We start from the raw sequence: 22909 nt of genomic DNA, 5'->3' as shown, positions 1-22909 counted from the left end.
CTGGTCAGTGGATGGGTAGAAGACAGAGAAGTCTTCATGCCTTGCATTCCGCATAGTCGGCCAGGGTGATGGCTAGATTCTCTAGAAAATCGATAATCAGTTGTTGAAACATAGCACGCTCCGCAAAAGGTAGGGGGACTGGCTTTGAATTTTGATTGATTATAGTTTTTAATTATCGATTCTGTTAATTTGATTGTTTTTATTGATTCAATTGCTTTTGCCTATCTTGTTCGTTGAAATGTCGGCAATCTGCTTCTTATTTCTCCATAAACAAGAATCATTTCTGATGGGGCCTCTAAAAGTAAGGGCATTACCTCGCGGGAATCAGCAATAAGATAAAATGCACATCCGGCAGCAGATTTTCTTCCATATTAATGAACGCCCCCGCAAAAATTCAGGCATTGCTTACTGACGCACCACACGGTGCTGTTCCCACGCGCTTGCGCGAAATTCCCTACAACTACACCTCGTTTTCCGACCGTGAAATCGTGATTCGCCTGTTGGGCGAAGATGCCTGGCATTTGCTCGATGAATTGCGCGGCAAGCGGCAGACCGGACGTTCGGCACGCATGCTGTATGAAGTGTTGGGGGATATCTGGGTGGTGCGGCGCAATCCGTATCTGCAGGACGATATGCTGGACAACCCCAAACGCCGGGCGGCATTGATTGATGCGCTCAATCATCGTCTGGGTGAAGTGGACAAGCGGCGTATCGTGACCGATCTGGCAGAAGCCGGTGACGCTGATGCCGTGCGGCGCAGCACCAACGTGGAAGCATTGCTGCGCGCGGCGAAAAAGGCGATTGCCGATTTCGGCGAAGAATTCAGGCAAATATATGACTTGCGCAAGCGTGCCAACAAGGTGCTTGGCCGTCATACCGCCAAAGACAATATCAAGTTCGACGGCCTGTCCCGGGTGTCGCATGTCACTGACGCGACCGACTGGCGGGTGGAATATCCGTTCGTGGTGCTGACGCCGGACAGCGAAGAAGAGATGGCCGGTCTGGTCAAAGCCTGTATCGAACTGGGACTGACCATCATCCCGCGCGGCGGCGGCACCGGTTATACCGGCGGTGCGATTCCGCTGACACCGATGTCGGCAGTGATCAATACCGAAAAGCTGGAACAGCTGGGCGCGGTCGAGATGACTGTCTTGCCCGGTCTGGACAAACCGTATGCGACGATTTATTCGGGCGCCGGCGTGGTCACCAAGCGGGTTTCCGATGCGGCCGAAAAAGCCGGCTTTGTGTTCGCGGTCGATCCGACCTCGGCAGAGGCGTCATGCGTCGGCGGCAACGTCGCCATGAATGCCGGCGGCAAAAAGGCCGTGTTGTGGGGAACCGCACTGGATAACCTCGCCAGCTGGCGCATGGTGGATCCGAACGGCGACTGGCTGGATGTCACGCGTCTCGATCACAACCTCGGAAAGATTCATGATGTGGCGCTGGCCCGCTTCCAGTTGCAGTGGACGCATCCGGCTCCCAAGGGACAAAAGAACGCGCCGTTCAAGACCGAGATTCTTGAAATTGCCGGCCGTACTTTCCGCAAAGAGGGTTTGGGCAAGGACGTTACCGACAAATTCCTGTCCGGATTGCCGGGCGTGCAAAAAGAAGGTTGCGATGGTCTGATCACATCGGCGACCTGGATTTTGCACAAGATGCCCAAGCACACGCGTACCGTCTGCCTGGAGTTTTTCGGTCAGGCGCGCGATGCGATTCCGTCGATTGTCGAAATCAAGGATTACCTTGATGCCGAGACCCGCAAGGGCGGCGCGATTCTGGCCGGTCTGGAACATCTGGACGAGCGCTATTTGCGTGCCGTCGGCTATGCCACCAAATCCAAGCGCGGCGTGTTGCCGAAGATGGCGTTGTTCGGCGATATCGTCGGCGATGATGAAAACGCGGTAGCGCAGGCGGCTTCGGAAGTGATCCGCATGGCCAACAACCGCGTCGGCGAAGGCTTCATCGCGGTCAGCCCGGAAGCACGCAAGAAATTCTGGCTGGATCGTTCGCGCACTGCCGCCATTGCCAAACATACCAACGCCTTCAAGATCAACGAAGACGTCGTGATTCCGCTCAACCGCATGGGCGAGTACACCGACGGCATCGAACGCATCAATATCGAATTGTCGGTCAAGAACAAGTTGCAGTTGCTCGGCGAGCTCGATAGCTTCTTCGCCGCCGGCAATCTGCCGCTCGGTAAAAGCGACGATGGTGAAGGCGAAGAAATTCCGGCCGCGGAAATGCTGGAGGACCGCGTGCATCAGGCACAAGAACTGATTGCGCGCACGCAGGCACGCTGGACCTATCTGCTCGGCAATCTGGATAAACCGCTGCGCGCGGCCAGCAGCGAATTGCAGGCACTCGGACTGGACAAGCTGGAGCTGGTATTTGAACAGCGTTTGCAGGCGCAACCCGAAGCCACCGTATTCGACGTGGTGCAGGATCGCACCGTGCGGGTTTCCTGGAAACAGGAAGTGCGGGCGCAACTGCGCCAGATTTTCAGCGGTGCCGCCTTCAAGCTGATCCTGGAAGAGTGCAGCGCGATTCACAAGAAAATCCTGCGCGGCCGCGTCTTCGTGGCGTTGCACATGCATGCCGGCGACGGCAACGTGCATACCAATTTGCCGGTCAATTCCGATCACTATGAAATGCTGCAAGATGCGCACGAAGCAGTAGCGCGCATCATGAAGCTGGCACGTTCGCTGGATGGCGTGATCTCCGGCGAGCATGGCATCGGCATCACCAAACTGGAATTCCTGACGGAAGAAGAAATCGGCGACTTCCGCGACTACAAGTTGCGGATCGACCCGGAAGGACGCTTCAATAAAGGCAAGTTGCTGAACCTGCCGGGCATGGAAGCCGATCTGCGCAATGCCTATACGCCATCGTTCGGTCTGATGGGGCATGAATCGCTGATCATGCAGCAAAGCGATATCGGCGCCATTGCCAACAGCGTCAAGGATTGTCTGCGTTGCGGCAAATGCAAACCGGTTTGCGCCACTCATGTGCCGCGCGCCAATCTGCTTTACTCGCCACGTAACAAGATTTTGGCGACATCGTTGCTGGTCGAAGCCTTCCTGTATGAAGAGCAGACGCGCCGCGGCGTGTCGATCAAGCACTGGGAAGAATTTGAAGATGTGGCCGACCATTGCACGGTTTGCCACAAGTGCGTGACACCGTGCCCGGTCGATATCGACTTCGGCGATGTCTCCATGAACATGCGCAACCTGTTGCGCAAGATGGGCAAGAAGTCCTTCAATCCCGGCACCACGGCGGCGATGTTCTTCCTCAATGCCACCGATCCGGCCACCATCAATGCCACGCGCAAAGTGATGACCGATTGGGGCTTCAAGGCGCAGCGTCTGGGGCATGACGTATTGAAGAAGTTTGCCAAAAAGCAGACGCAAAAGCCGGCGGCGACGGTTGGCAAAGCGCCGATCAAGGAACAGGTGATCCACTTCATCAACAAGAAGATGCCTGGCAACCTGCCGAAAAAAACAGCACGTGCCTTGCTCGATATTGAGGATGACAAGATCGTGCCGATCATCCGCGATCCGAAGACCACCACGGCCGATACCGAAGCCGTGTTTTATTTCCCCGGTTGCGGTTCGGAACGTCTGTTCTCGCAGGTTGGTCTGGCAACGCAGGCCATGCTGTGGAATGTCGGCGTGCAGACCGTATTGCCACCGGGCTATCTGTGCTGCGGCTATCCGCAACGCGGCTCGGGCGATTTCGACAAGGCGGAAAAGATCATTACGGATAACCGCGTGCTGTTCCATCGCATGGCGAATACCCTCAATTATCTGGATATCAAGACCGTGATCGTGTCGTGCGGTACTTGCTACGATCAGTTGCAGGGCTACCAGTTCGACAAGATATTCCCGGGTTGCCGCATCATCGACATCCACGAATACCTGCTGGAAAAGGGCGTGCGACTCGAAGGCGTTACCGGCACCCGCTACATGTATCACGATCCATGCCATAGCCCGATGAAACTGCAAGATCCGATGAAAACGGTGAATGCACTGATCACCACGGCCGATGCGCAAAAGATCGAAAAGAATGACCGCTGCTGTGGCGAGTCCGGCACCTTCGGTGTTTCCCGTCCGGATGTCTCGACGCAGGTGCGCTTCCGCAAGGAAGAAGAAATGCGCAAGGGCGCGGACAAGGTACGGGCTGACGGCTTCGAAGGCGAAGTCAAGATTCTGACCTCGTGCCCGTCCTGCTATCAGGGTTTGTCGCGTTATAACGAAGACTCCGGCACCGTTGCCGACTACATCGTGGTCGAAATGGCCAAGCATCTGCTCGGTGAAAACTGGTTGCCTGATTATGTCGCCCGCGCCAACAACGGCGGCATCGAACGGATTCTGGTGTAGCCATGACAGCACCTTGCGAACTGTGTGACAGTGATGGCGGTGAGATCGTCTACCGCAGCCCGCACTATCGTGTGGTGCTGGTAGACGATGCGGCTTACCCGGGATTTTGCCGGGTCATCTGGAATGCGCATGTCAAAGAGATGAGTGACTTGCCGGCCGCTGACCGGACTGCATTGAGTAATGTCGTCTGGGCCGTGGAAGCTGCGGTGCGCGAAGTCATGCAGCCGGAAAAAATCAATCTGGCGACGCTGGGCAACATGACGCCGCATCTGCACTGGCATGTCATCCCGCGTTATACGAATGATGCGCATTTTCCGAGTCCGGTCTGGGCAGAAGCCCGCCGCGAGGCAGCGGCCGGGACGCTGGCGGCGCGGCGCGCCCGCTTGCCGGAATTGACGGCGGCGATCGTGCGCCATATTGCGCTGCTCGATTAATCTGCTTCACGTCTTATAGTCTTATAGAAAGCGCAAGCCATGAGCTCTGCCAATGCACCTGTTCCGGTCTCGTTCAAAGTACGCAAACAGTCCAGGGTGATGGAAGTCGAATTCGACGATGGTGCGATGTTTTCGTTGTCGTTTGAATTGCTGCGCGTGTATTCGCCGTCGGCAGAAGTACGCGGCCATGGCCCGGGTCAGGAAACCTTGCAGGTCGGCAAGCGCGAAGTGGAAATTGTCGGCGTCGAACCGGTCGGCAACTACGGCATCAAACCGATATTCTCGGATGGTCATGCCAGCGGTATTTATACCTGGGACTATTTGTATCAGCTCGGACAAGATCAGGCTGCAATGTGGGAAACCTATCTGCAGAAGCTGCATGCAGCCGGATTTGCCGGCGACAGCGGGCGCGATCCGCAAACTACTCCGGCCGCTGCTACCGGGCACGCCTGCGGACATTCGCACTGAATTCTGCCTGGAGTCAGGCCGCCGCCGGTCTGTCGACAGCCGGCCTTGCGGGGCAGCGCGAGACGCACTTGCCCCCACTTGTATAATGTCGATTCAATAAACGCGCTTTGCCACCATGACCAATACCACTCACTTCGGTTATCAGACCGTTTCAGAAGAAGACAAAGTTCATAAAGTCGCTGAAGTCTTTCACTCCGTCGCTTCCAAGTACGATGTGATGAACGACCTGATGTCGGCTGGCCTGCATCGGGCGTGGAAGATTTTCACGATTGCGCAGGCGGCCGTGCGTCCCGGCTTCAAAGTGCTGGATATCGCCGGTGGCACCGGCGATCTGTCGAAGGAATTTGCACGTCAGGCCGGACCAAACGGCGAAGTCTGGCTGACCGATATCAATGAATCGATGTTGCGGGTCGGGCGCGATCGCTTATTGAATAAAGGTATTCCGACCCCCACCTTGCTGTGTGACGCCGAGAAGTTGCCATTTCCCGATAATTACTTTGACCGCGTATCGGTCGCGTTTGGCTTGCGCAACATGACGCACAAGGATGTCGCCTTGTCCGAAATGCGCCGGGTGCTGAAGCCGGGCGGGAAATTGCTGGTACTGGAATTCTCCAAGGTATGGGAGCCGCTCAAGAAACCGTATGACGTGTATTCGTTCTCGGTGCTGCCATGGCTGGGTCAGAAAATTGCCGGTGATGCAGAAAGCTACCGCTATCTGGCTGAATCGATCCGCATGCATCCGGATCAGGAAACCTTGAAGCAAATGATGCAGGACGCCGGTCTGGAGCGGGTCCAGTATTTCAATCTGACAGCCGGTGTGGCGGCATTGCATACCGGGATCAAGCTGTAAATTGCAGCCTGAACAACTTGTGTGGGAGTTCGCATGAAAAAGCTATTGATCGTTTTGATGTTGATACTGACTGCCGCGGCAGTTGGCATGTCATCGGCACAGGCCAAGCGTCTGGGCGGCGGCGGTTCATTCGGCAAGCAATCGCCAAGCTATTCGCGGCAAATGCCTTCGCAGCCAGCGGCACCGGGCAATATCTCACCGGCACGTCCTGCCGCACCGGCCGCTGCACCGGGCGCGGTGCCGCCAAAACCGGCCAGTCCGTGGAAGGGTATCCTCGGCGGCGCGTTGCTTGGTCTCGGCATGGGCGCATTGCTGTCCCACTTCGGTCTCGGCGGTGCTTTCGGCAGCATGATCGGTTCATTGCTGATGATTGCGGTGCTGGCATTCGCGGTCATGTTCGTGATTCGCATGTTCAGCCGCAAGAATGGCAACAATGACAATCAACCGGCATACGCTGCCGGCAGCCAGCCGGGCTATGGTGCGGCATACACGCCTGAAATCGGCTCGCGCATTGAGCCGACCGGCGCCCAGACACCGTTTTCGCTGCAGACCGACAACTTCGGCGCCGGCGCAGGTGCCGCCAAGGCGGCGCCATGGGGCATTCCTGCCGATTTTGATGTGCCCGGCTTCGTGCGCAACGGCAAGGCTTACTTCATTCGTCTGCAGGACGCCTGGGACAAGGGCAATATCAACGATATCCGTGAATTCACGACGCCGGAAATGTTCGCCGAACTGCGCTTGCAATTGCAAGAACGCGGCCCGGCACCGAATCAGACCGATGTGGTCCAGATCGATGGCGAACTGCTTGGCATTGATACCGTTGGTGACGATTATCTGGCCACTCTCAAGTTCACTGGCCTGATCAAGGAAGCACCGGACGCCTCGGCCGAGCCATTTGCGGAACTCTGGAATCTGTCCAAACCACAGAGCGGCAACGGTGGCTGGGTACTGGCAGGCATTCAGCAGGTCGCCTGAAGTGCCGCAGGCTGCAGCAAACTGTTAAACTTGAGACCGCCCGCAAGATTGCCGGGCGGTTTCGTTTTATACCAGTTTCCGGCCCGGTATCTGTCTTGCCGCTGTTTTTCCTGCGGTAGTCCTCGCTGTTTTCTTATTAACCCTTGAGTGTTTTCTTCATGCGTCCTGCTGCTGCCGTCATCAATCATTTACTTGCGCAAGAACCTGCGGCACAACGCCAGTTGGCCGAGCACGGCGGCAAATTGGCGTGTATCGACACCGGCCTGTTTCAGTTGCGCCTGCGGGTAATGGCTGATGGCATGGTCGAAACAGTGGATGCCGGGGCCACGCCCAATGTCACCATTCGCATCAAACTGAGCGACTTGCCGCTGATTGCGGCCAACCGTGAACGCGCAGTTTCTTACGTCAAGATTGAAGGCGATGCTGATTTCGCCAATGCGGTTTCGCAACTGACCCGGTCATTGCGCTGGGATGCCGAGGATGACCTCAGCAAGGTAGTCGGCGATATCGCCGCCACTCGCGTCGTCGCAGGAGCGCGCTCGGCAATCGACGTGGCACAGACGACCCACAGAAAACTGGCAGAAAATGTCGCCGAATACTTTTTGGAAGAGCAACCGATGTTGATACGTCCTCATGCCGTTACCGATTTTTCGGCTGATGTGATCAAGTTGCGTGATGATATCGAACGCCTTGGCAAGCGCATCGAGAAACTGGAGAAGCGCTGATGTTGTTGCGTTCTTTACGATTATTCAAGATTTTGCGTGTGGCGATCCGGTACGGTCTGGATGAAATCGTCATTTCCGGTTTCGATACGCCCCGTATCGCCAGATTTGCCAATGCGGTATTTTTCTGGCGCGATCTGTCGGCGCCGCGCGGCGAACGTCTGCGCAAGGCACTGGAAGATCTGGGGCCGATTTTCGTCAAGTTCGGTCAGGTGCTGTCGACCCGGCGCGACTTGTTGCCGCTCGATATCGCCAATGAACTGGCGCGCTTGCAGGATCGGGTGCCGCCATTCGATTCGGCATTGGCAATCGCGCAGATCGAAAAATCGCTCGGTGCCCATCCGGATGAACTGTTCAACAATTTTGAACGGGTGCCGGTAGCCTCGGCTTCGATTGCGCAGGTGCATTTCGCGACACTCAAGAATGGCGCCGAAGTGGCGGTCAAAGTTCTGCGACCGGGCATGCGCAGCACCATCGATAACGACATCGGCCTGATGCATATTGCGGCCGACTGGCTGGAAACCTTGTGGGCCGACGGTCGTCGTCTCAAAGCCAAAGAGGTGGTCGGCGAGTTCGACAAATATCTGCACGATGAACTGGACCTGATGCGCGAGGCCGCCAACGGCAGCCAGTTGCGGCGCAACTTTGCCGGCTCCGATTTGCTGATCGTGCCGGAAATGCACTGGGATTACTGCTCCTCATCGGTGATCGTGATGGAGCGCATGCGCGGCATTCCGATTTCACAAACCGAGCGCTTGCTGGCGGAAGGGGTCGATCTCAAAAAACTGTCGCGTGACGGGGTCGAGATTTTCTTTACACAGGTATTCCGTGACGGTTTCTTTCACGCCGACATGCATCCCGGCAATATTTTGGTCTCGGTTGATCCGGCCACTTTCGGTCGTTATATCGCACTCGATTTCGGTATCGTCGGCACCCTCAATGATTTCGACAAGGATTACCTGTCGCAGAATTTCCTGGCGTTTTTTCAGCGCGATTACAAACGCGTCGCGGAAGCGCATATCGAATCCGGATGGGCACCAAAGGAAACCCGTGTCGATGAACTCGAAGCTGCAGTACGCGCTTGTTGCGAACCGATTTTCGATCGTCCGCTGAAAGATATTTCGTTCGGCCAGGTCTTGTTGCGCCTGTTCCAGACTTCGCGTCGCTTCAATGTCGAAGTGCAGCCGCAACTGGTATTGCTGCAAAAGACCTTGCTCAACGTGGAAGGACTCGGCCGCCAGCTCGACCCCGAACTCGATTTGTGGAAAACCGCCAAACCTTATCTGGAACGCTGGATGAGCGAACAGATCGGATGGCGCGGTTTTGTTGAACAATTGAAAGTGGAAGTCCCACGCTACAGCCGGTTGTTGCCACAGTTGCCGCGGTTGGCGCATCAGGCGCTGACCATGGCGACCGAATCCCGGCAAAACCAGAATACCGATCTGATGAAAAAACTGGTGGCCGAACAGCGGCGTACCAATATGCTGCTTGGTGTGATCGTCTACTTTGGCGGCGGCCTGATCGGCGGCATTATCGTCTTGCAGTTGTTCATGCGCTTCATCCATTTCTTCTGATGGATCGGGTGCCGCCGGATATTGCATCCGGCCGCACCCGCATCCGGCATTTTTTGTATACTCATGCGATCTTTTGCGCGTGCCCCGGGCCCGCTTTCCTTCTGAGAGGTCGTCATGACGGCAGCTGTCAATGCCAAGTCACGGTTGCACTGGCTGCCGTATATCGTCGCCGCCACGTTTTTCATGGAGTACCTGGATACCACCATCATCGCGACGGCATTGCCGCAGATGGCGCAAACCTTTCACGTCGGACCCAATGAACTGAGTCTGGGCATGACGGCATACATGCTGACGCTGGCGGTATTCATCCCGATCAGCGGCTGGGTCGCGGACCGGCTTGGATCGCGCACCGTGTTCGGTACGGCAATCGTGATCTTTACGCTGGCATCGGTGCTGTGCGGCATTTCCGGCAGCGTATTTGAATTTACTGCGGCGCGTATCCTGCAAGGCATGGGTGGTGCGCTGATGGTGCCGGTGGGGCGCCTGATCGTGGTGCGCAATACCAGCAAAGACAAGCTGATGCAGGCGATTTCGACCATTACCTGGCCGGCGATTGCGGCGCCGGTGGTCGGGCCTGCGCTGGGTGGCTTCATCACTACCTATTTTTCCTGGCACTGGATTTTTCTGATCAATGTGCCATTCGGCATCGCAGCGTTGATTGCGGTCCTGAGCATCGTACCGAATGAGCGCGGCACGCAACGCCGGCCGCTGGATCTGGTGGGTTTTTTCCTGAGCGGCACGGCGCTGACGTCATTGTTGTACGGCACTGAGCTGGCCAGCCATACCGAAACCAATCTGACGGTATCGATACTGTTCATCGTGGCCGGCATCGTGCTCGGCCTGTTTTCCTATCGCCATGGCATACGCAGCGCCCATCCCTTGCTCGACTACTCGACGCTGAAGATACCGACCTTCAATGTCACCATCGTCACCGGTTCCTTCACCCGTATCGGCATCGAAGCCGTGCCGTATCTGTTGCCGCTGTTGTTCCAGATCGGCTTCGGCTTGTCGGCGTTCCATTCCGGCATGTTGCTGCTGGCCAGCGCGCTCGGCAATCTCGGGATGAAAATGTTTACCACGCGCGTCTTGCGGCGTTTCGGCTTTCGTCGCGTATCGCTCAACAATGCGGTGCTGGCCGGCGTATTCGTACTGGCGTGCGGATTGTTAACCCCGGACACGCCGCTGGTGGTGGTGTTGCTGACGATTTTCATCTACGGATTGTCGCGCTCAATGCAGTTTTCCACGCTGGCAACACTGGCCTATGCAGATGTCACCGAAGAGCAGAAAAGCGCCGCCAGCACGTTGTGGAGCGTGGCGCAGCAAATGACCATCGGCATGGGCATCGCATTCGGCGCTCTGGCTTTGCGGGTGGCGTCTTACTTCAGCGGTGGCACGGACGATACCGGCGCGCACTTCTCGGTGACCGACTTCCATTGGGCATTTGCCATGGCCGGCATATTGATATTGTGCTCGGCGCTGGGATACCGGCGACTGGAAAAGGATGCGGGAAATAATCTTGGCGGTGGTGCGCGCGCGCTCCCCAAGAGCCGCTGAGCGCTGGCACTAGAAAGCAGAAAAGCGCCGCGCCAGCTGTTCGCGGCGAAAGTGCTCGACCACATAATCGATAAACACACGGGTTTTCGCCGGCAACAGGCGCGCCGCTGCGAAGTAGAGCGCCAGCATGCCGCCATCGACATGCCAATCCGGCAACACCCGCACCAGTGCTCCGCTGTCGATATACACCACGGCATGCGGCATGGCTGCCAGCGTGATACCCAATCCCATCTGCGCAATTTCACACGCCACATTCGGGTCGCTCATGGTCATCTTCACCTTCAGATTGATCGGCGTTTGCGCGCCCTCGCGATTGCGCAAGGTCCAGGAACGAACCCGGCCGGTTTGCGGTGAGCGGATCAGAATGCCGTCATGCACTTCCAGGTCATCCGGCGAGCGTATCGGCGGGTGCCGCGCCAGATAGTCCGGTGACGCCAGCAACACGCGGTGCGCCGGCGCCAGTTCACGCGCGACAATGCCGGGCGGCAGATCGATCCCACCGCCGATGGCGGCATCGAAACCTTCCGTAATCAAATCTACCGGGCGGTTATCGAAATGCCAGTCAGGGGAGATGGCCGGATAGCGCTGCAGAAAATCCGCCAGCAAAGGGACGATGTATTCACGCCCGAAACCGGTTCCCATGCTGACTTTGAGTACTCCGGACGGTTGTCCGTCAGCGCTGGCCAGGTTGGCGACTGCCTGTTGAATACTGAACAAACCGCTGCTGACTTCTTGCCGGAATCGTTCACCGGCCTCGGTCAGACGCAAGCTGCGCGTGCTGCGCTGAAACAGGCGTACTCCCAGATTGGATTCCAGCCGGGCGACATTCTTGCCGACTGCGGCAGAGCTCAGTCCGAGTCGTCGCGCAGCAGCCGAGAAGCTGCCGTATTCGGCGGCAGTAACAAAACATTCAATGCTGGTCAGGGATTCCATAGGCTAATTTTAAACATTATGTTTATAAAGAACAGAGTGATTGCTATCTGGTTTAAACATAATCGCTGCTCCATACTTCATTTCAAGCCAAACGGAATCCAATCCCCATCCGCGAAACCGCAGGCCATCTTATTCACTCTCTATCGTCATTCAGGAGCTGTATCATGACTGCCAACCTCAATACCAATCTGTCACTGCAAGATAAAGTTGCCTTTGTGCAAGGTGGCTCACGCGGCATCGGCGCCGCGATTGTCAAACGTCTGGCACGCGAAGGCGCGCTGGTTGCCTTCACCTATGTCAGTTCGGCCGACAAGGCGCAAGCGCTGGTCAATGAAGTCGACGCCAAAGGCGGCCGGGCGCTGGCGATTCAAGCCGACAGTGCCGATTCCGCAGCACTGCAACAAGCCATCCGGATTGCCGCCGAAACCTTCGGTCGCCTCGATATTCTGGTCAATAACACCGGCGTGCTGGCGATGGGACCGGTCGAGGAATTCACATTGGAAGATCTGGATCGCACTCTCGCCGTCAATGTGCGCAGCGTATTCGTTGCCACGCAGGAGGCGGTGCGCTTCATGGGCGATGGCGGTCGCGTGATCACCATCGGCAGCACCAATGCCGACCGCATGCCGTTTGCCGGCGGCGCCGTGTATGCCATGAGCAAATCTGCCATCGTCGGTTTGACCAAGGGGCTGGCACGCGACCTCGGTCCGCGTGGCATTACAGTCAATAATGTGCAGCCCGGACCGGTCGACACCGACATGAATCCGGCCAGCGGCGATTTTGCTGAAACGCTCAAGGGCTTGATGGCTTTGCCGCGCTATGGCAAGGATGTGGAAATTGCCAGTTTCGTTGCCTATCTGGCCGGACCGGAAGCCGGCTATATCACCGGCGCCAGCCTGACCATCGACGGCGGTTTCTCGGCCTGAGCCGGTCAAACTGACGCAACAGACGTAAAAAAAGCGGAACTGCAGTGAACTGAACCCCGAAAGTTGGACATCAACTTTCGGGGTTTTTCATTGGCAACTGCGATCACGCAAACAGGCGCGCCAGTTCGACACCGGGTTCCGGTGCACGCATGAAGGCTTCGCCGACCAGAAATGCATGGACATTGGCATCACGCATGCGTTTGACATCCGCCGCCGTGGCGATGGCCGATTCCGTCACCACCAGTTTGTCGGATGGGATGCGCGGCAACAGATTGAGTGTAGTTTCCAGTGTGGTCTCGAAAGTGCGCAGATTGCGATTGTTGATGCCGAGCAGGGGCGTTTTCAATTTCAGTGCGGCATCCAGTTCGACGCCGTCGTGCACTTCCACCAATACACTCATGCCCAGATCGTGTGCGCATGCTTCGAGTTCGGCCATCAAGCCGTGATCAAGTGCCGCCACGATCAGCAGGATCGCATCGGCACCCCAGGAGCGCGCTTCATAGATCTGATACGGATCGATCATGAAATCCTTGCGCAAGGCGGGAATGGCGCAGGCGGCACGCGCCTGTCTGAGGTATTCCGGCGAACCCTGAAAGAATTGCACGTCGGTCAGTACTGACAGGCAGGCGGCACCATTGCTGGCGTAACTTTGCGCGATCTCGGCCGGGTTGAAGTTTTCACGGATCACGCCTTTCGATGGGGATGCCTTTTTGACTTCGGCGATCACGCCCGCCAGACCGTTGGCGATCTTCCCGCGCAGGCTGTTTTCGAAATGGCGCAAATCCGCGCGTGCTTCGGTATCGCTTTCGACATCGCGGCGCAGACTGGCGAAGTCGCGGTATTTTTTGGCAGCGTTGACTTCGTCGGCCTTGACGTCGAGAATTTTATTGAGAATGTCGGACATGAGAATTTTCCTTATTTACGCTGGTCGAGTGCCACGCGAACTGCGAGTGCGCCCAGCGTCAATCCCATCACATAGCGTTGCGCCCGCAGCCATCCCGGGTTGTTCGAGAAAAAACCGGTGATGGCGCTGGCTGAGAGAATGATCAGTGCATTGACGGTAAAGCTGATGCTGATCTGCGTCACGCCGAGCGTCACGCTTTGCAGCAGTACGTGGCCTTGTTCAGCGTGAATGAATTGCGGAAACAGCGACATATAAAACACGGCCACCTTGGGATTGAGCAGATTGGTGAGAAACCCCATGCGCAAAAGCGTGCGGGTGCTGTCGTGAGGCAGGTCGCGGGTTTGAAATGGCGACGAACCGCCCGGCTTGAGCGTGTTCCATGCCATCCACAACAGATACGCGGCGCCGGCATACTTGACGATATCGTAGGCCAGCGGAATCGCCAGGAACAAGGCCGTCAATCCGAAGGCGGCGGCCAGCATGTGCACCACAAAGCCGGCCACGACTCCCAGCAGGGAAATCATGCCGGCCATGCGGCCCTGGCAAATCGAACGCGATACGCAATACACCATGTTGGGGCCGGGTGTCAGAACCAGCGCCAGAGCGGCGAGTGAAAACAGCAGCAAATCGTTTAATGGAATCATGATGTACAGGGCTTGGTCAGGTCATCGTTCAGAGTTTGCCGCCCAGTTGCCGGGTCACTTCGACAAATTGATCCAGCTTGGCGCGGGCGGCACCGGAAGCAATACAGGCACGGGCTTTTTGCAAACCGGCTTCGATCGACTCAACCACGCCGGCGGCATACAGCGCCGTACCGGCATTGAGCGCGACGATGTCGTGCACCGGACCGGGCGTGCCCGCCAGGGCTTCAAAGATTTTTTCCTTGGATTCGGCCGCATTGGCCACTTGCAGATTGCGGCTGGCAAACATGCTCATGCCGAAATCTTCCGGATGGATTTCATATTCCCGGATTTCGCCATTGACCAGTTCACCGATCATGGTGGCGCCGCCCAGTGTGACTTCATCCAGATTGTCGCGACCCCAGACCACGATGGCATGCTGCGCGCCGAGGCGTTGCAGGACGCGCACCTGGATACCGACCAGATCCGGATGAAATACTCCCATCAGGATATTGGGGGCGCCGGCCGGATTGGTCAGCGGGCCGAGAATGTTGAAAATGGTGCGCACGCCGAGTTCCTTGCGTACCGGCGCCGCGTGTTTCATGGCGGCGTGATGATTGGGCGCGAACATGAAGCCGATACCGGTCTGGGCAATGGATTGCGCGACCTGTTCCGGTTGCAGGTTGATATCGGCGCCGAGTGCTTCCAGAACGTCGGCGCTGCCGGACGAAGATGACACGCTGCGGCCGCCATGCTTGGCAATGCGGGCACCGGCGGCGGCGGCGACGAACATCGAGGCGGTGGAAATATTGAACGTATGCGCGCCGTCACCGCCGGTGCCGACGATATCGAGCAGGTTGCCGGTTTCCGCCATCGGCACTTTGGTGGCGAATTCGCGCATGACCTGTGCGGCGGCGGCGATTTCGCCGATGCTTTCCTTCTTGACGCGCAAACCGAGTGTCAGTGCGGCAATCATGACCGGCGACATTTCGCCGCGCATGATTTGCCGAAACAGCGACAGCATTTCGTCGTGAAAGATTTCGCGGTGCTCGATACAGCGCAGCAGCGCTTCTTGCGGAGTGATAGACATGATGTGATTCCGATCCGGGTTCAGTGATATGACGGTGTTCAGGCGCGGGCCGAACCAGTCAGGAAATTCTTCAGCAGGGCATGGCCGTGTTCCGAAAGAATCGATTCAGGGTGGAATTGCACTCCTTGCAGATCGAACTCCTTGTGGCGCACACCCATGATTTCACCATCATCAGTCCAGGCCGTGACTTCGAGGCAGTCCGGCAGGGACGCCCGTTCAATGGCCAGTGAGTGATAGCGGATCACGGTATAGGGACTTGGAATATCCTTGAACACACCAACGCCGGTATGGGCAATCCGCGAAGTCTTGCCATGCATGACCTGTTTGGCGCGCACAATCTTGCCGCCGAACGCTTCGCCGATGGCCTGATGGCCGAGGCAGACGCCGAGAATCGGCAGCTTGCCGGAAAATTGCTTGAGCAAATCGACGCAGATACCGGCTTCTTTCGGGCTGCATGGCCCGGGCGACAGGCAAATCCGCTCCGGATTGAGCTTGGCGATGTCATCGAGCGTGATTTCATCATTGCGGATGGTCAGCACGTCTTCACCGAGTTCACCGAAGTACTGCACCAGATTGTAGGTGAAGGAGTCGTAGTTATCGATCATCAGTAACATTTAGATTTCTCCATCCAGGCCATCTTGTACTTGTTCGGCAGCACGCAATACGGCACGTGCCTTGTTTTCGGTTTCTTCCCATTCCATTTCCGGCACCGAATCGGCGACGATGCCGGCAGCGGCTTGCACATACAGCGTGCCATCCTTGATCACCCCGGTGCGGATCGCAATGGCGACATCCATTTCGCCGCCAAACGACAGATAACCACAGGCACCGCCGTAGATACCGCGCTTGGTCGGTTCCAGTTCATCAATGATTTCCATGGCCCGTACCTTCGGTGCGCCCGACAGCGTGCCGGCCGGGAAGGTGGCCTTGAGCACGTCCAGATTCGACAAGCCCGGCTTGAGAATGCCTTCGACGTTGGAAACGATGTGTTGCACGTGCGAATATTTTTCGATCACCATCTGATCGGTTACTTTCACGCTGCCGGTAGCGGCAATGCGGCCGATATCGTTGCGCGCCAGATCGATCAGCATGACGTGTTCGGCAATTTCCTTGGGATCGGCCAGCAACTCGGTTGCCAGTTGAGCATCGCGTTCCGGGGTCGAGCCGCGTGGACGGGTTCCCGCCAGCGGCCGGATGGTGATTTTCTTTTGACCGTCGCCGAGGCTTTCATTGCGCACCAGAATTTCCGGTGACGCGCCGACAATCTGCATATCGCCGAAATTGTAGAAGTACATATAGGGCGAAGGATTGAGCGAGCGCAGTGCGCGATACAGCATCAGCGGCGAATCGACATAGGATTTGCGCAGGCGCTGACCGATCTGCACCTGCATCAGATCGCCGGCCATGACGTATTCCTTGGCTTTGGCGACTGCCTTCAGATACGCTTCCTTGGAGAAATCGCGGATTGTTTCAGTGCGGACCGAGCCGCTGGTGACCGGCGCATCGGCGGCGCGACGCAGCATGGCGCGCAAGTCCTTGAGGCGCTGACGGCCTTTCGAGAATGCTTCCGGCTGCGACGGATCGGCGTACACGATCAGATACAACTTGCCGGACAGATTGTCGATCACGGCCAGTTCTTCGGTAACCAGCAATTGAATGTCGGGCAGGCCGAGATCATCTTTTGGGGTCGAATGCGCCAGACGCTTTTCGATATAACGTACCGCATCGTAGCCGAAGTAACCTGCGAGGCCACCGCAGAAACGCGGCATGCCCGGACGAATCGCCACTTTGTATCGGGCCTGGTATTCGGAGATGAATTCCAGCGCATTGCCTTCGGCGGTTTCGATCACCTTGTCGTTTTTCAGAACTTCGATCTTGTTGCCGTAGCTGCGTAATTTGGTAGACGCCGGCAGGCCGATGAAGGAATAGCGGCCGAAGCGTTCGCCACCGACGACTGATTCCAGCAGGAAAGTATTTTTCCCCGCATTCTGGGTTTGTGCCAGCTTGAGATACAGCGTCAGCGGCGTCTCCAGATCGGCAAAGGCTTCAGCGATCAGGGGAATGCGGTTATAGCCTTCTGCGGCCAGCGATTTGAATTCGAGTTCAGTCATGTATCTCTCCAGGATCGCTATTGTAGAACGTTTATAAATCCGCAAGATGCGTCTTTACGAAGCCGTTCCGGGCAATAGCGCTATCTAAACAGGGGTACTGCTTACGGGTACTAATATAGGGGGGATGTTGCAAAAAACTTTCCGGTTGCGCGGAGCAGCCGGAGGCATTCGGGTTCAGTTAGCCCAGGATTGCCAGCGTCGCCACAGCCAGGCCTCAGGGGCGGCTGATTGTTGGACGGTAGTTTTTTTGTCGAGAAACATTTGTGGTGGCGTTTAAGTAATCTTCAGGTAAATCTGTGTGACTCAGTCCGATGCTTACGAAATCAGGTTTGCTGCTTCCAGCAAGGTTTGAACTATACCATCGGAATCGACGTCGTGTATAGGCTCGCCGTGGTTATACCCATACGGTACGTTCAATACCCGGCAACCCGCTGCCCGCGCTGCTTGCGCGTCATTGGAGGAGTCCCCGATGGCGACTACCCGTGCCGGTTGCAGATCAAAATCCTTGCAGACTTGCAGCAGTGGCGCCGGATGCGGTTTCTTCTGTGGCAGCGAATCGCCGCCATAGACAATCTCGAAATAGGAACGCAGTCCCTTTTTCTCCAGCAGCGGCAAGGCAAAGGCGAGCGGCTTGTTGGTCACGCATGCCAGTCGCAATCCCTTTTGTTTCATGGCGTTCAAGCCATCGATGACGCCCGGGTACAACGTCGAGTAATCGCCATTGATCAACGGATAGTGGTACTGGTAAGACTCCAGCGCCTGCGCGAAATGCTGTTCCACTTCCTGCTCGTCATAGTCGACTGCCAGCACGCGTCGCATCAGATTTTCGGTCCCCTTGCCGACGAAATCCACGATGGTCTGCATCGCCAGCGGGGTCAGACCCAGATCGGCGCGCATGCGATTGACCGCGACATGAAAGTCAGGCGCAGTGTCGAGCATGGTGCCGTCGAGGTCGATGATGGCAGCTTTGATATCGTGCAGCATGGGAACGTACTTTCTGTTGGTCTTTATGCGGCCAGTTGTACGCGCATGGCGTCAATCACGGCTTTGTAGTCGGGTTTGCCGAAGATGGCAGAGCCAGCGACAAAGGTATCGGCACCAGCCTTGGCCGCCGCCGCGATGTTGTCGATCTTGATGCCGCCGTCAACCTGCAACAGGATGTCGCGACCGCTCTCATCGATGCGGCGGCGTACTGCGGCAATCTTGTTGAGTGCTTCAGGAATGAAGGACTGACCGCCGAAGCCCGGATTGACCGACATGATCAGAATCAGATCGAGCTTATCCATGACGTGATCCAGGTAATGCAGCGGCGTCCCCGGATTGAAGACCAGACCGGCTTTGCAGCCGTTGTCGCGGATCAGTTGCAAGGTGCGGTCGATATGTTCGGAGCCTTCCGGATGAAAGCTGATGATGTTGGCACCGGCCTTGGCGAAGTCGGGAACGATGCGATCCACCGGTTTCACCATCAGATGGACGTCAATCGGCACCTGCACGTGGGGGCGAATTGCTTCGCATACCAACGGACCGATGGTCAGGTTGGGAACGTAATGGTTATCCATGACGTCGAAGTGGATGAAATCAGCGCCGGCGGCGACGACATTGCGGACTTCTTCTCCCAGACGGGCGAAATCGGCAGACAGGATGCTTGGAGCAATACGATAGGTAGGCATGGCGGTATGGCTTAAAAAGATGCGCTATTTTACCTGTTTGAGTCCGATCGGTTTGGGGCAAGCCTTGCACTTGCGGTTAATTTCGTGTGGAATGGCTCACGCAATCCATAAAATCGAGGAATCCGCATGGCAACGTATGAATTAACGGTGACGGTGAAGACGCAGTATCTGGAGGAACAGTCTGATCCGTCGCGGTCGCATTATGTATTCGCTTATGCGATCACGATCGTCAATAGCGGGAAAGTGGCTGCCCAGCTGATTTCACGTCATTGGGTGATTACCGATGCGAATAACCATACGGAAGAGGTGCGCGGACTCGGCGTGGTCGGTCATCAACCGTTCTTGCAGCCAGGAGAGCAATTTGAGTATACGAGTGGCACGGCCCTGCAGACACCGCAGGGCTCCATGCACGGAGAGTATTTTTGTGTCGCAGAAGATGGAGAGCAGTTTGATGTAAGAATTCCTGAATTCATCCTGTCATTGCCGCGCACGCTGCATTAAGAATTCGTTTCCTTGTCCCTGGATGTCGGCTGCGGCTTTTTCTGCGCTGCCGGCCGGTCAGGCTTCCGGCCGGAGAACATGGTCCACCAGACGATGAATACGAATATAAAGAATGCTCCCGCCGCTTCCAGTATTAACCACCACATTTTAAATTTTCCTCAATGTCTTTTACCCGCATCAGTTTACCTGCATTAGCCGCCATCGTCGTTGTTTGCCTCGCCGCGTGTACCACGCCGGGCCCGGCGCCGGTGGTTCCCGGAACAACGCCGGTCGCCAAACCACAACCGGCAACCCCTGCCGGCGCCACGCAAACCATGCAACCCAGCAATTTTTCCGCATTGCCGGGATGGGCGCGCGACGATGTGCGCGAAGCATGGCCGGCATTCATGACTTCCTGTTCGACGTTGGTAAAGCGCGCTGAATGGAAATCGGTCTGTACCGCCGCGCGTCAGGTCAATGCCGGTGATCAGAATGCGGTACGGGCTTTCTTTGAAACCTATTTCACGCCATATAAGGTGTTGAATCAGGACGGCTCCGATAACGGTTTGGTGACGGGCTATTACGAACCATTGCTGCGTGGCGCCCGCAAGCGCGGTGGGGTCTATCAGACACCGCTGTATCGCGCGCCGGAAGATTTGCTGACGATTGACCTGGCCAGCGTCTATCCCGATCTCAAAAACATGCGTCTGCGTGGCCGCGTGGTCGGCAACAAGGTTGTGCCTTATCCGTCACGGGCCGAGCTGTTGCAGTCGCATGCACTGAGTGGCAAGGAGTTGGTATGGGTAGATGATCCGGTCGAGGCATTTTTCCTGCAAGTGCAGGGCTCGGGACGGGTTTTCATGCCGGACAGCAATGAAACGGTGCGTCTGGCTTACGCTGATCAGAATGGTCACCCTTACAAATCGATTGGCCGCTATCTGGTGGACAAAGGTGAAATGACGCTGGCACAAGCCTCGGCGCAGGGAATCAAGGCATGGGTGGCCGCCAATCCGGCGCGCCAGCAAGAATTGCTGAATGTGAACCCGAGCTATATCTTCTTCAAGGAAGAAAAGCTGCTCGATCCGTCCAAAGGTCCCAAGGGTGCATTGGGCGTGCCGTTGACCGGTCAGCGCTCGATTGCAGTCGACCCGCAATTCATTCCGCTGGGCGCGCCAGTCTTTCTGGCAACCACGCAGCCCAACAGCGATGTGTTGCTGCAACGACTGGTGCTGGCGCAAGATACCGGTGGCGCGATTCGCGGTCCGGTGCGGGCAGATTACTTCTGGGGTTTTGGCGATGAAGCCGGCGACAAGGCCGGCGGCATGAAGCAGCGCGGTTTGATGTGGGTGTTGCTGCCAACGGGCGTGGCGCCACGCTGAAAATCAGCGCGCTCTGTACATAGGGGTAAACAAAGAAGCCTGTCCCGTTGGAAAACGGACAGGCTTCTGTCTTTCAAGACCGTGCGCGGTTTAGCGCAATACCAGTACCGGGATTGTCGAATGAGCCAATACCTTTTGCGTCTTGCTGCCGAGAAACAGTCGGCTTAATCCGCTGCGGCCATGTGATGCCATAAAGATAACATCGCAGTTGAATTTCTTGGCGGCATTGACGATTTCTTCATCCGGCGCGAATGACAGGACCGTGACGGTTTCGCAGGTGACGTTGGCTTCTCTGGCGGCATCGGCAATTTTCTTGACATGCTGTTCCGCCAGTGAGCGCACATTATCTTCATAGATCCCGGGATCAATTGCCATCGAGCTTTCCGCCAGCGGTGAGAAGGGGTACGGCTCGGCCACCGAGATGCCGATAATTCTGGCGTTGCAGTGGCGGGCATAGTCGATTGCGTTGTTGATCGCTTTGTCCGAACGATCGGATCCATCCGTCGGTACAAGAATAGTCTTGAACATATGGTCCTCCTTTGTTAGAGGTGAAGGGGGGTATGACTCAGTATAGTCCTGACCATGATCTGCTGTAAGAATTCCTGACGCGGGTTTGATTTCGCACAAGTTTTAATGACGTTACAATCGTGCGTGATTCGATTTTGCACCATACCTATATAGATGTAATCAGACCAGGAGACCGCATGAGCTACGAAACACTAATAACCGAAGTCACAGGCAAGGTTGCCTTGATTCGCCTGAATCGCCCGAAAGCGCTCAATGCCCTCAACGAACAGTTGATGATTGAGCTGGGCGATGCGCTGCTCGGCTTCGATGCCGACGAAGGTATTGCCTGCATCATCATTACCGGCAGCGAGAAGGCATTCGCTGCGGGCGCTGATATTACGGTCATGGCCGGCTATAACTATATGGATGTCCTCAAGGGCGAGTTCATCGGCCGCAACTGGGAAACCATTCGCCGGGTACGCAAGCCAGTGATCGCAGCGGTAGCCGGTTATGCGCTGGGCGGTGGCTGTGAGCTGGCAATGATGTGCGATTTCATCATCGCTGCCGACAATGCGCAGTTCGGTCAGCCCGAGGTCAAGCTCGGCATCGTCCCGGGCGCCGGCGGTACGCAACGTTTGCCGCGGGCAATTTCCAAGGCCAAGGCAATGGACATGTGCCTGACGGCACGCATGATGGATGCGCAGGAAGCGGAACGGGCCGGACTGGTATCGCGTATTGTGCCGGCGGACAAGTTGCTGGATGAGGCCATGTCGGCAGCCAATGCCATTGCCGGGATGTCGCAGCCGGTAGCATTGCTGGTCAAGGAATCGGTCAATCGTGCTTATGAAACCACATTGTCAGAAGGTATCAAATACGAGCGCGCAGTGTTCTATAGCTGTTTTGCCACGGAAGATCAGACGGAAGGCATGAGTGCGTTCCTCGAAAAGCGGGTGCCTAACTTCAAGAATCGCTGATTGTCGCAGGATTGATCGTTCATCTCCGCCAGATAAAAGCCCGTCCCGCCAGGGACGGGCTTTTTGTTTGTGATGTTGAATTTGAGGGAAGTGAGTCTGGACGTGGGTTTGCGGGGAGATGGTATAAAAAGAGTAAATTATTTGCGATAAAGTGTTGCAGTGCAGGGGATGTCTTGCTATAGTTCGCCTCCCCGCTGAAGCAGCGACGAAACAAGCAGTAGCGAGTGACGAAGCAAGTGTGGTGGGGAAGGTTTCAGAAGTGCGGATTTAGCAGTAAGAAATTTAAGAAAAGCGTTAAAAAAGAAGTTGACGCGAATCGAAAATGACTACATAATCTCGCTTCTCTGCTGATGACAAACAAA

The 22909-nt window shown here is 56.5% G+C and carries 21 protein-coding genes; 12 read left to right on the top strand and 9 right to left on the bottom strand.

Annotated elements, in window-relative coordinates:
• Nucleotides 1-374: 374 nt before the first annotated feature.
• From AKL27_RS10575 to AKL27_RS10540, 8 genes are all read left to right on the top strand, one after another.
• A complete protein-coding gene (locus tag AKL27_RS10575; RefSeq protein WP_050462791.1) occupies nucleotides 375-4376 on the top strand; it encodes a DUF3683 domain-containing protein in 4002 nt (1333 codons plus the stop codon).
• 2 nt (nucleotides 4377-4378) lie between these two features.
• Entirely contained in the window at nucleotides 4379-4810 is a 432-nt protein-coding gene (locus tag AKL27_RS10570) for an HIT family protein (protein WP_050462790.1), read from the top strand.
• A 39-nt stretch (nucleotides 4811-4849) separates the two neighbouring features.
• On the top strand, nucleotides 4850-5278 hold the full coding sequence (locus tag AKL27_RS10565) for a gamma-butyrobetaine hydroxylase-like domain-containing protein (RefSeq protein WP_050462789.1): 429 nt from the start codon (nucleotides 4850-4852) through the stop codon (nucleotides 5276-5278).
• Between the two features lie 115 nt (nucleotides 5279-5393).
• Nucleotides 5394-6128, top strand: coding sequence for a bifunctional demethylmenaquinone methyltransferase/2-methoxy-6-polyprenyl-1,4-benzoquinol methylase UbiE (ubiE, locus tag AKL27_RS10560; RefSeq protein WP_050462788.1), 735 nt, complete (start codon nucleotides 5394-5396; stop codon nucleotides 6126-6128).
• A gap of 33 nt (nucleotides 6129-6161) precedes the next feature.
• The gene (locus AKL27_RS10555) at nucleotides 6162-7103 is read left to right on the top strand and encodes a Tim44 domain-containing protein (RefSeq protein WP_050462787.1); all 942 of its coding nucleotides are present in this window, start codon (nucleotides 6162-6164) and stop codon (nucleotides 7101-7103) included.
• 158 nt (nucleotides 7104-7261) lie between these two features.
• A complete protein-coding gene (locus AKL27_RS10550) occupies nucleotides 7262-7828 on the top strand; it encodes a ubiquinone biosynthesis accessory factor UbiJ (RefSeq protein WP_050462786.1) in 567 nt (188 codons plus the stop codon).
• Nucleotides 7828-9399, top strand: a complete 1572-nt coding sequence (gene ubiB / locus AKL27_RS10545) for a ubiquinone biosynthesis regulatory protein kinase UbiB (RefSeq protein ID WP_050462785.1) — start codon at nucleotides 7828-7830, stop codon at nucleotides 9397-9399. The genes AKL27_RS10550 and ubiB overlap by 1 nt, the downstream gene beginning before the upstream one ends.
• A 114-nt stretch (nucleotides 9400-9513) precedes the next feature.
• Nucleotides 9514-10953 (top strand): DHA2 family efflux MFS transporter permease subunit, encoded by a 1440-nt coding sequence (locus AKL27_RS10540; protein ID WP_050462784.1) that lies wholly within the window; start codon nucleotides 9514-9516, stop codon nucleotides 10951-10953.
• A 9-nt stretch (nucleotides 10954-10962) separates the two neighbouring features.
• Here AKL27_RS10540 and AKL27_RS10535 read toward each other — a convergent pair whose 3' ends face one another.
• Complete coding sequence (locus AKL27_RS10535) at nucleotides 10963-11886, bottom strand: LysR family transcriptional regulator (RefSeq protein ID WP_050462783.1); 924 nt, start codon at nucleotides 11884-11886, stop codon at nucleotides 10963-10965.
• 164 nt (nucleotides 11887-12050) lie between these two features.
• On the opposite strand from AKL27_RS10535, the gene AKL27_RS10530 reads away from it, so the two are divergent.
• Nucleotides 12051-12812 carry a 3-oxoacyl-ACP reductase family protein gene (locus AKL27_RS10530; RefSeq protein WP_050462782.1) on the top strand — a complete coding sequence of 254 codons (762 nt, stop codon included), beginning with the start codon at nucleotides 12051-12053 and terminating at the stop codon, nucleotides 12810-12812.
• A gap of 103 nt (nucleotides 12813-12915) precedes the next feature.
• Here the strand turns inward: AKL27_RS10530 and trpC are convergent, their stop codons facing one another.
• From trpC to rpe, 7 genes are all read right to left on the bottom strand, one after another.
• Entirely contained in the window at nucleotides 12916-13716 is an 801-nt protein-coding gene (gene trpC, locus AKL27_RS10525; RefSeq protein WP_050462781.1) for an indole-3-glycerol phosphate synthase TrpC, read from the bottom strand.
• 11 nt (nucleotides 13717-13727) lie between these two features.
• Complete coding sequence (locus AKL27_RS10520; protein ID WP_050462780.1) at nucleotides 13728-14360, bottom strand: LysE family translocator; 633 nt, start codon at nucleotides 14358-14360, stop codon at nucleotides 13728-13730.
• Between the two features lie 28 nt (nucleotides 14361-14388).
• Nucleotides 14389-15426: an anthranilate phosphoribosyltransferase gene (gene trpD / locus AKL27_RS10515; protein WP_050462779.1), complete on the bottom strand. Its 1038-nt coding sequence runs from the start codon at nucleotides 15424-15426 to the stop codon at nucleotides 14389-14391.
• 38 nt (nucleotides 15427-15464) lie between these two features.
• Nucleotides 15465-16040, bottom strand: coding sequence for an aminodeoxychorismate/anthranilate synthase component II (locus tag AKL27_RS10510; RefSeq protein ID WP_050462778.1), 576 nt, complete (start codon nucleotides 16038-16040; stop codon nucleotides 15465-15467).
• Entirely contained in the window at nucleotides 16041-17537 is a 1497-nt protein-coding gene (gene trpE, locus AKL27_RS10505) for an anthranilate synthase component I (RefSeq protein WP_050462777.1), read from the bottom strand. It lies immediately after the preceding gene.
• 315 nt (nucleotides 17538-17852) lie between these two features.
• Nucleotides 17853-18521 (bottom strand): phosphoglycolate phosphatase, encoded by a 669-nt coding sequence (locus AKL27_RS10500; RefSeq protein WP_050462776.1) that lies wholly within the window; start codon nucleotides 18519-18521, stop codon nucleotides 17853-17855.
• 23 nt (nucleotides 18522-18544) lie between these two features.
• Nucleotides 18545-19207 carry a ribulose-phosphate 3-epimerase gene (rpe, locus tag AKL27_RS10495; protein WP_050462775.1) on the bottom strand — a complete coding sequence of 221 codons (663 nt, stop codon included), beginning with the start codon at nucleotides 19205-19207 and terminating at the stop codon, nucleotides 18545-18547.
• A 126-nt stretch (nucleotides 19208-19333) separates the two neighbouring features.
• On the opposite strand from rpe, the gene apaG reads away from it, so the two are divergent.
• Nucleotides 19334-19708, top strand: a complete 375-nt coding sequence (gene apaG, locus AKL27_RS10490; RefSeq protein WP_050462774.1) for a Co2+/Mg2+ efflux protein ApaG — start codon at nucleotides 19334-19336, stop codon at nucleotides 19706-19708.
• 161 nt (nucleotides 19709-19869) lie between these two features.
• Nucleotides 19870-21066: a murein transglycosylase A gene (gene mltA / locus AKL27_RS10485; RefSeq protein WP_050462773.1), complete on the top strand. Its 1197-nt coding sequence runs from the start codon at nucleotides 19870-19872 to the stop codon at nucleotides 21064-21066.
• Between the two features lie 90 nt (nucleotides 21067-21156).
• On the opposite strand, the gene AKL27_RS10480 is transcribed toward mltA, so the two are convergent.
• On the bottom strand, nucleotides 21157-21594 hold the full coding sequence (locus tag AKL27_RS10480; protein WP_050462772.1) for a universal stress protein: 438 nt from the start codon (nucleotides 21592-21594) through the stop codon (nucleotides 21157-21159).
• Between the two features lie 176 nt (nucleotides 21595-21770).
• Here AKL27_RS10480 and AKL27_RS10475 point away from each other — a divergent pair, with 176 nt between their 5' ends.
• A complete protein-coding gene (locus tag AKL27_RS10475; RefSeq protein WP_050462771.1) occupies nucleotides 21771-22547 on the top strand; it encodes an enoyl-CoA hydratase in 777 nt (258 codons plus the stop codon).
• The last annotated feature ends 362 nt before the right edge of the window (nucleotides 22548-22909 follow it).

It is taken from the genome of Herbaspirillum autotrophicum (genome assembly GCF_001189915.1).
Classification (GTDB): Bacteria; Pseudomonadota; Gammaproteobacteria; order Burkholderiales; family Burkholderiaceae_D; genus Herbaspirillum; species Herbaspirillum autotrophicum.
This window is presented reverse-complemented; position numbering and strand designations above follow the sequence as displayed.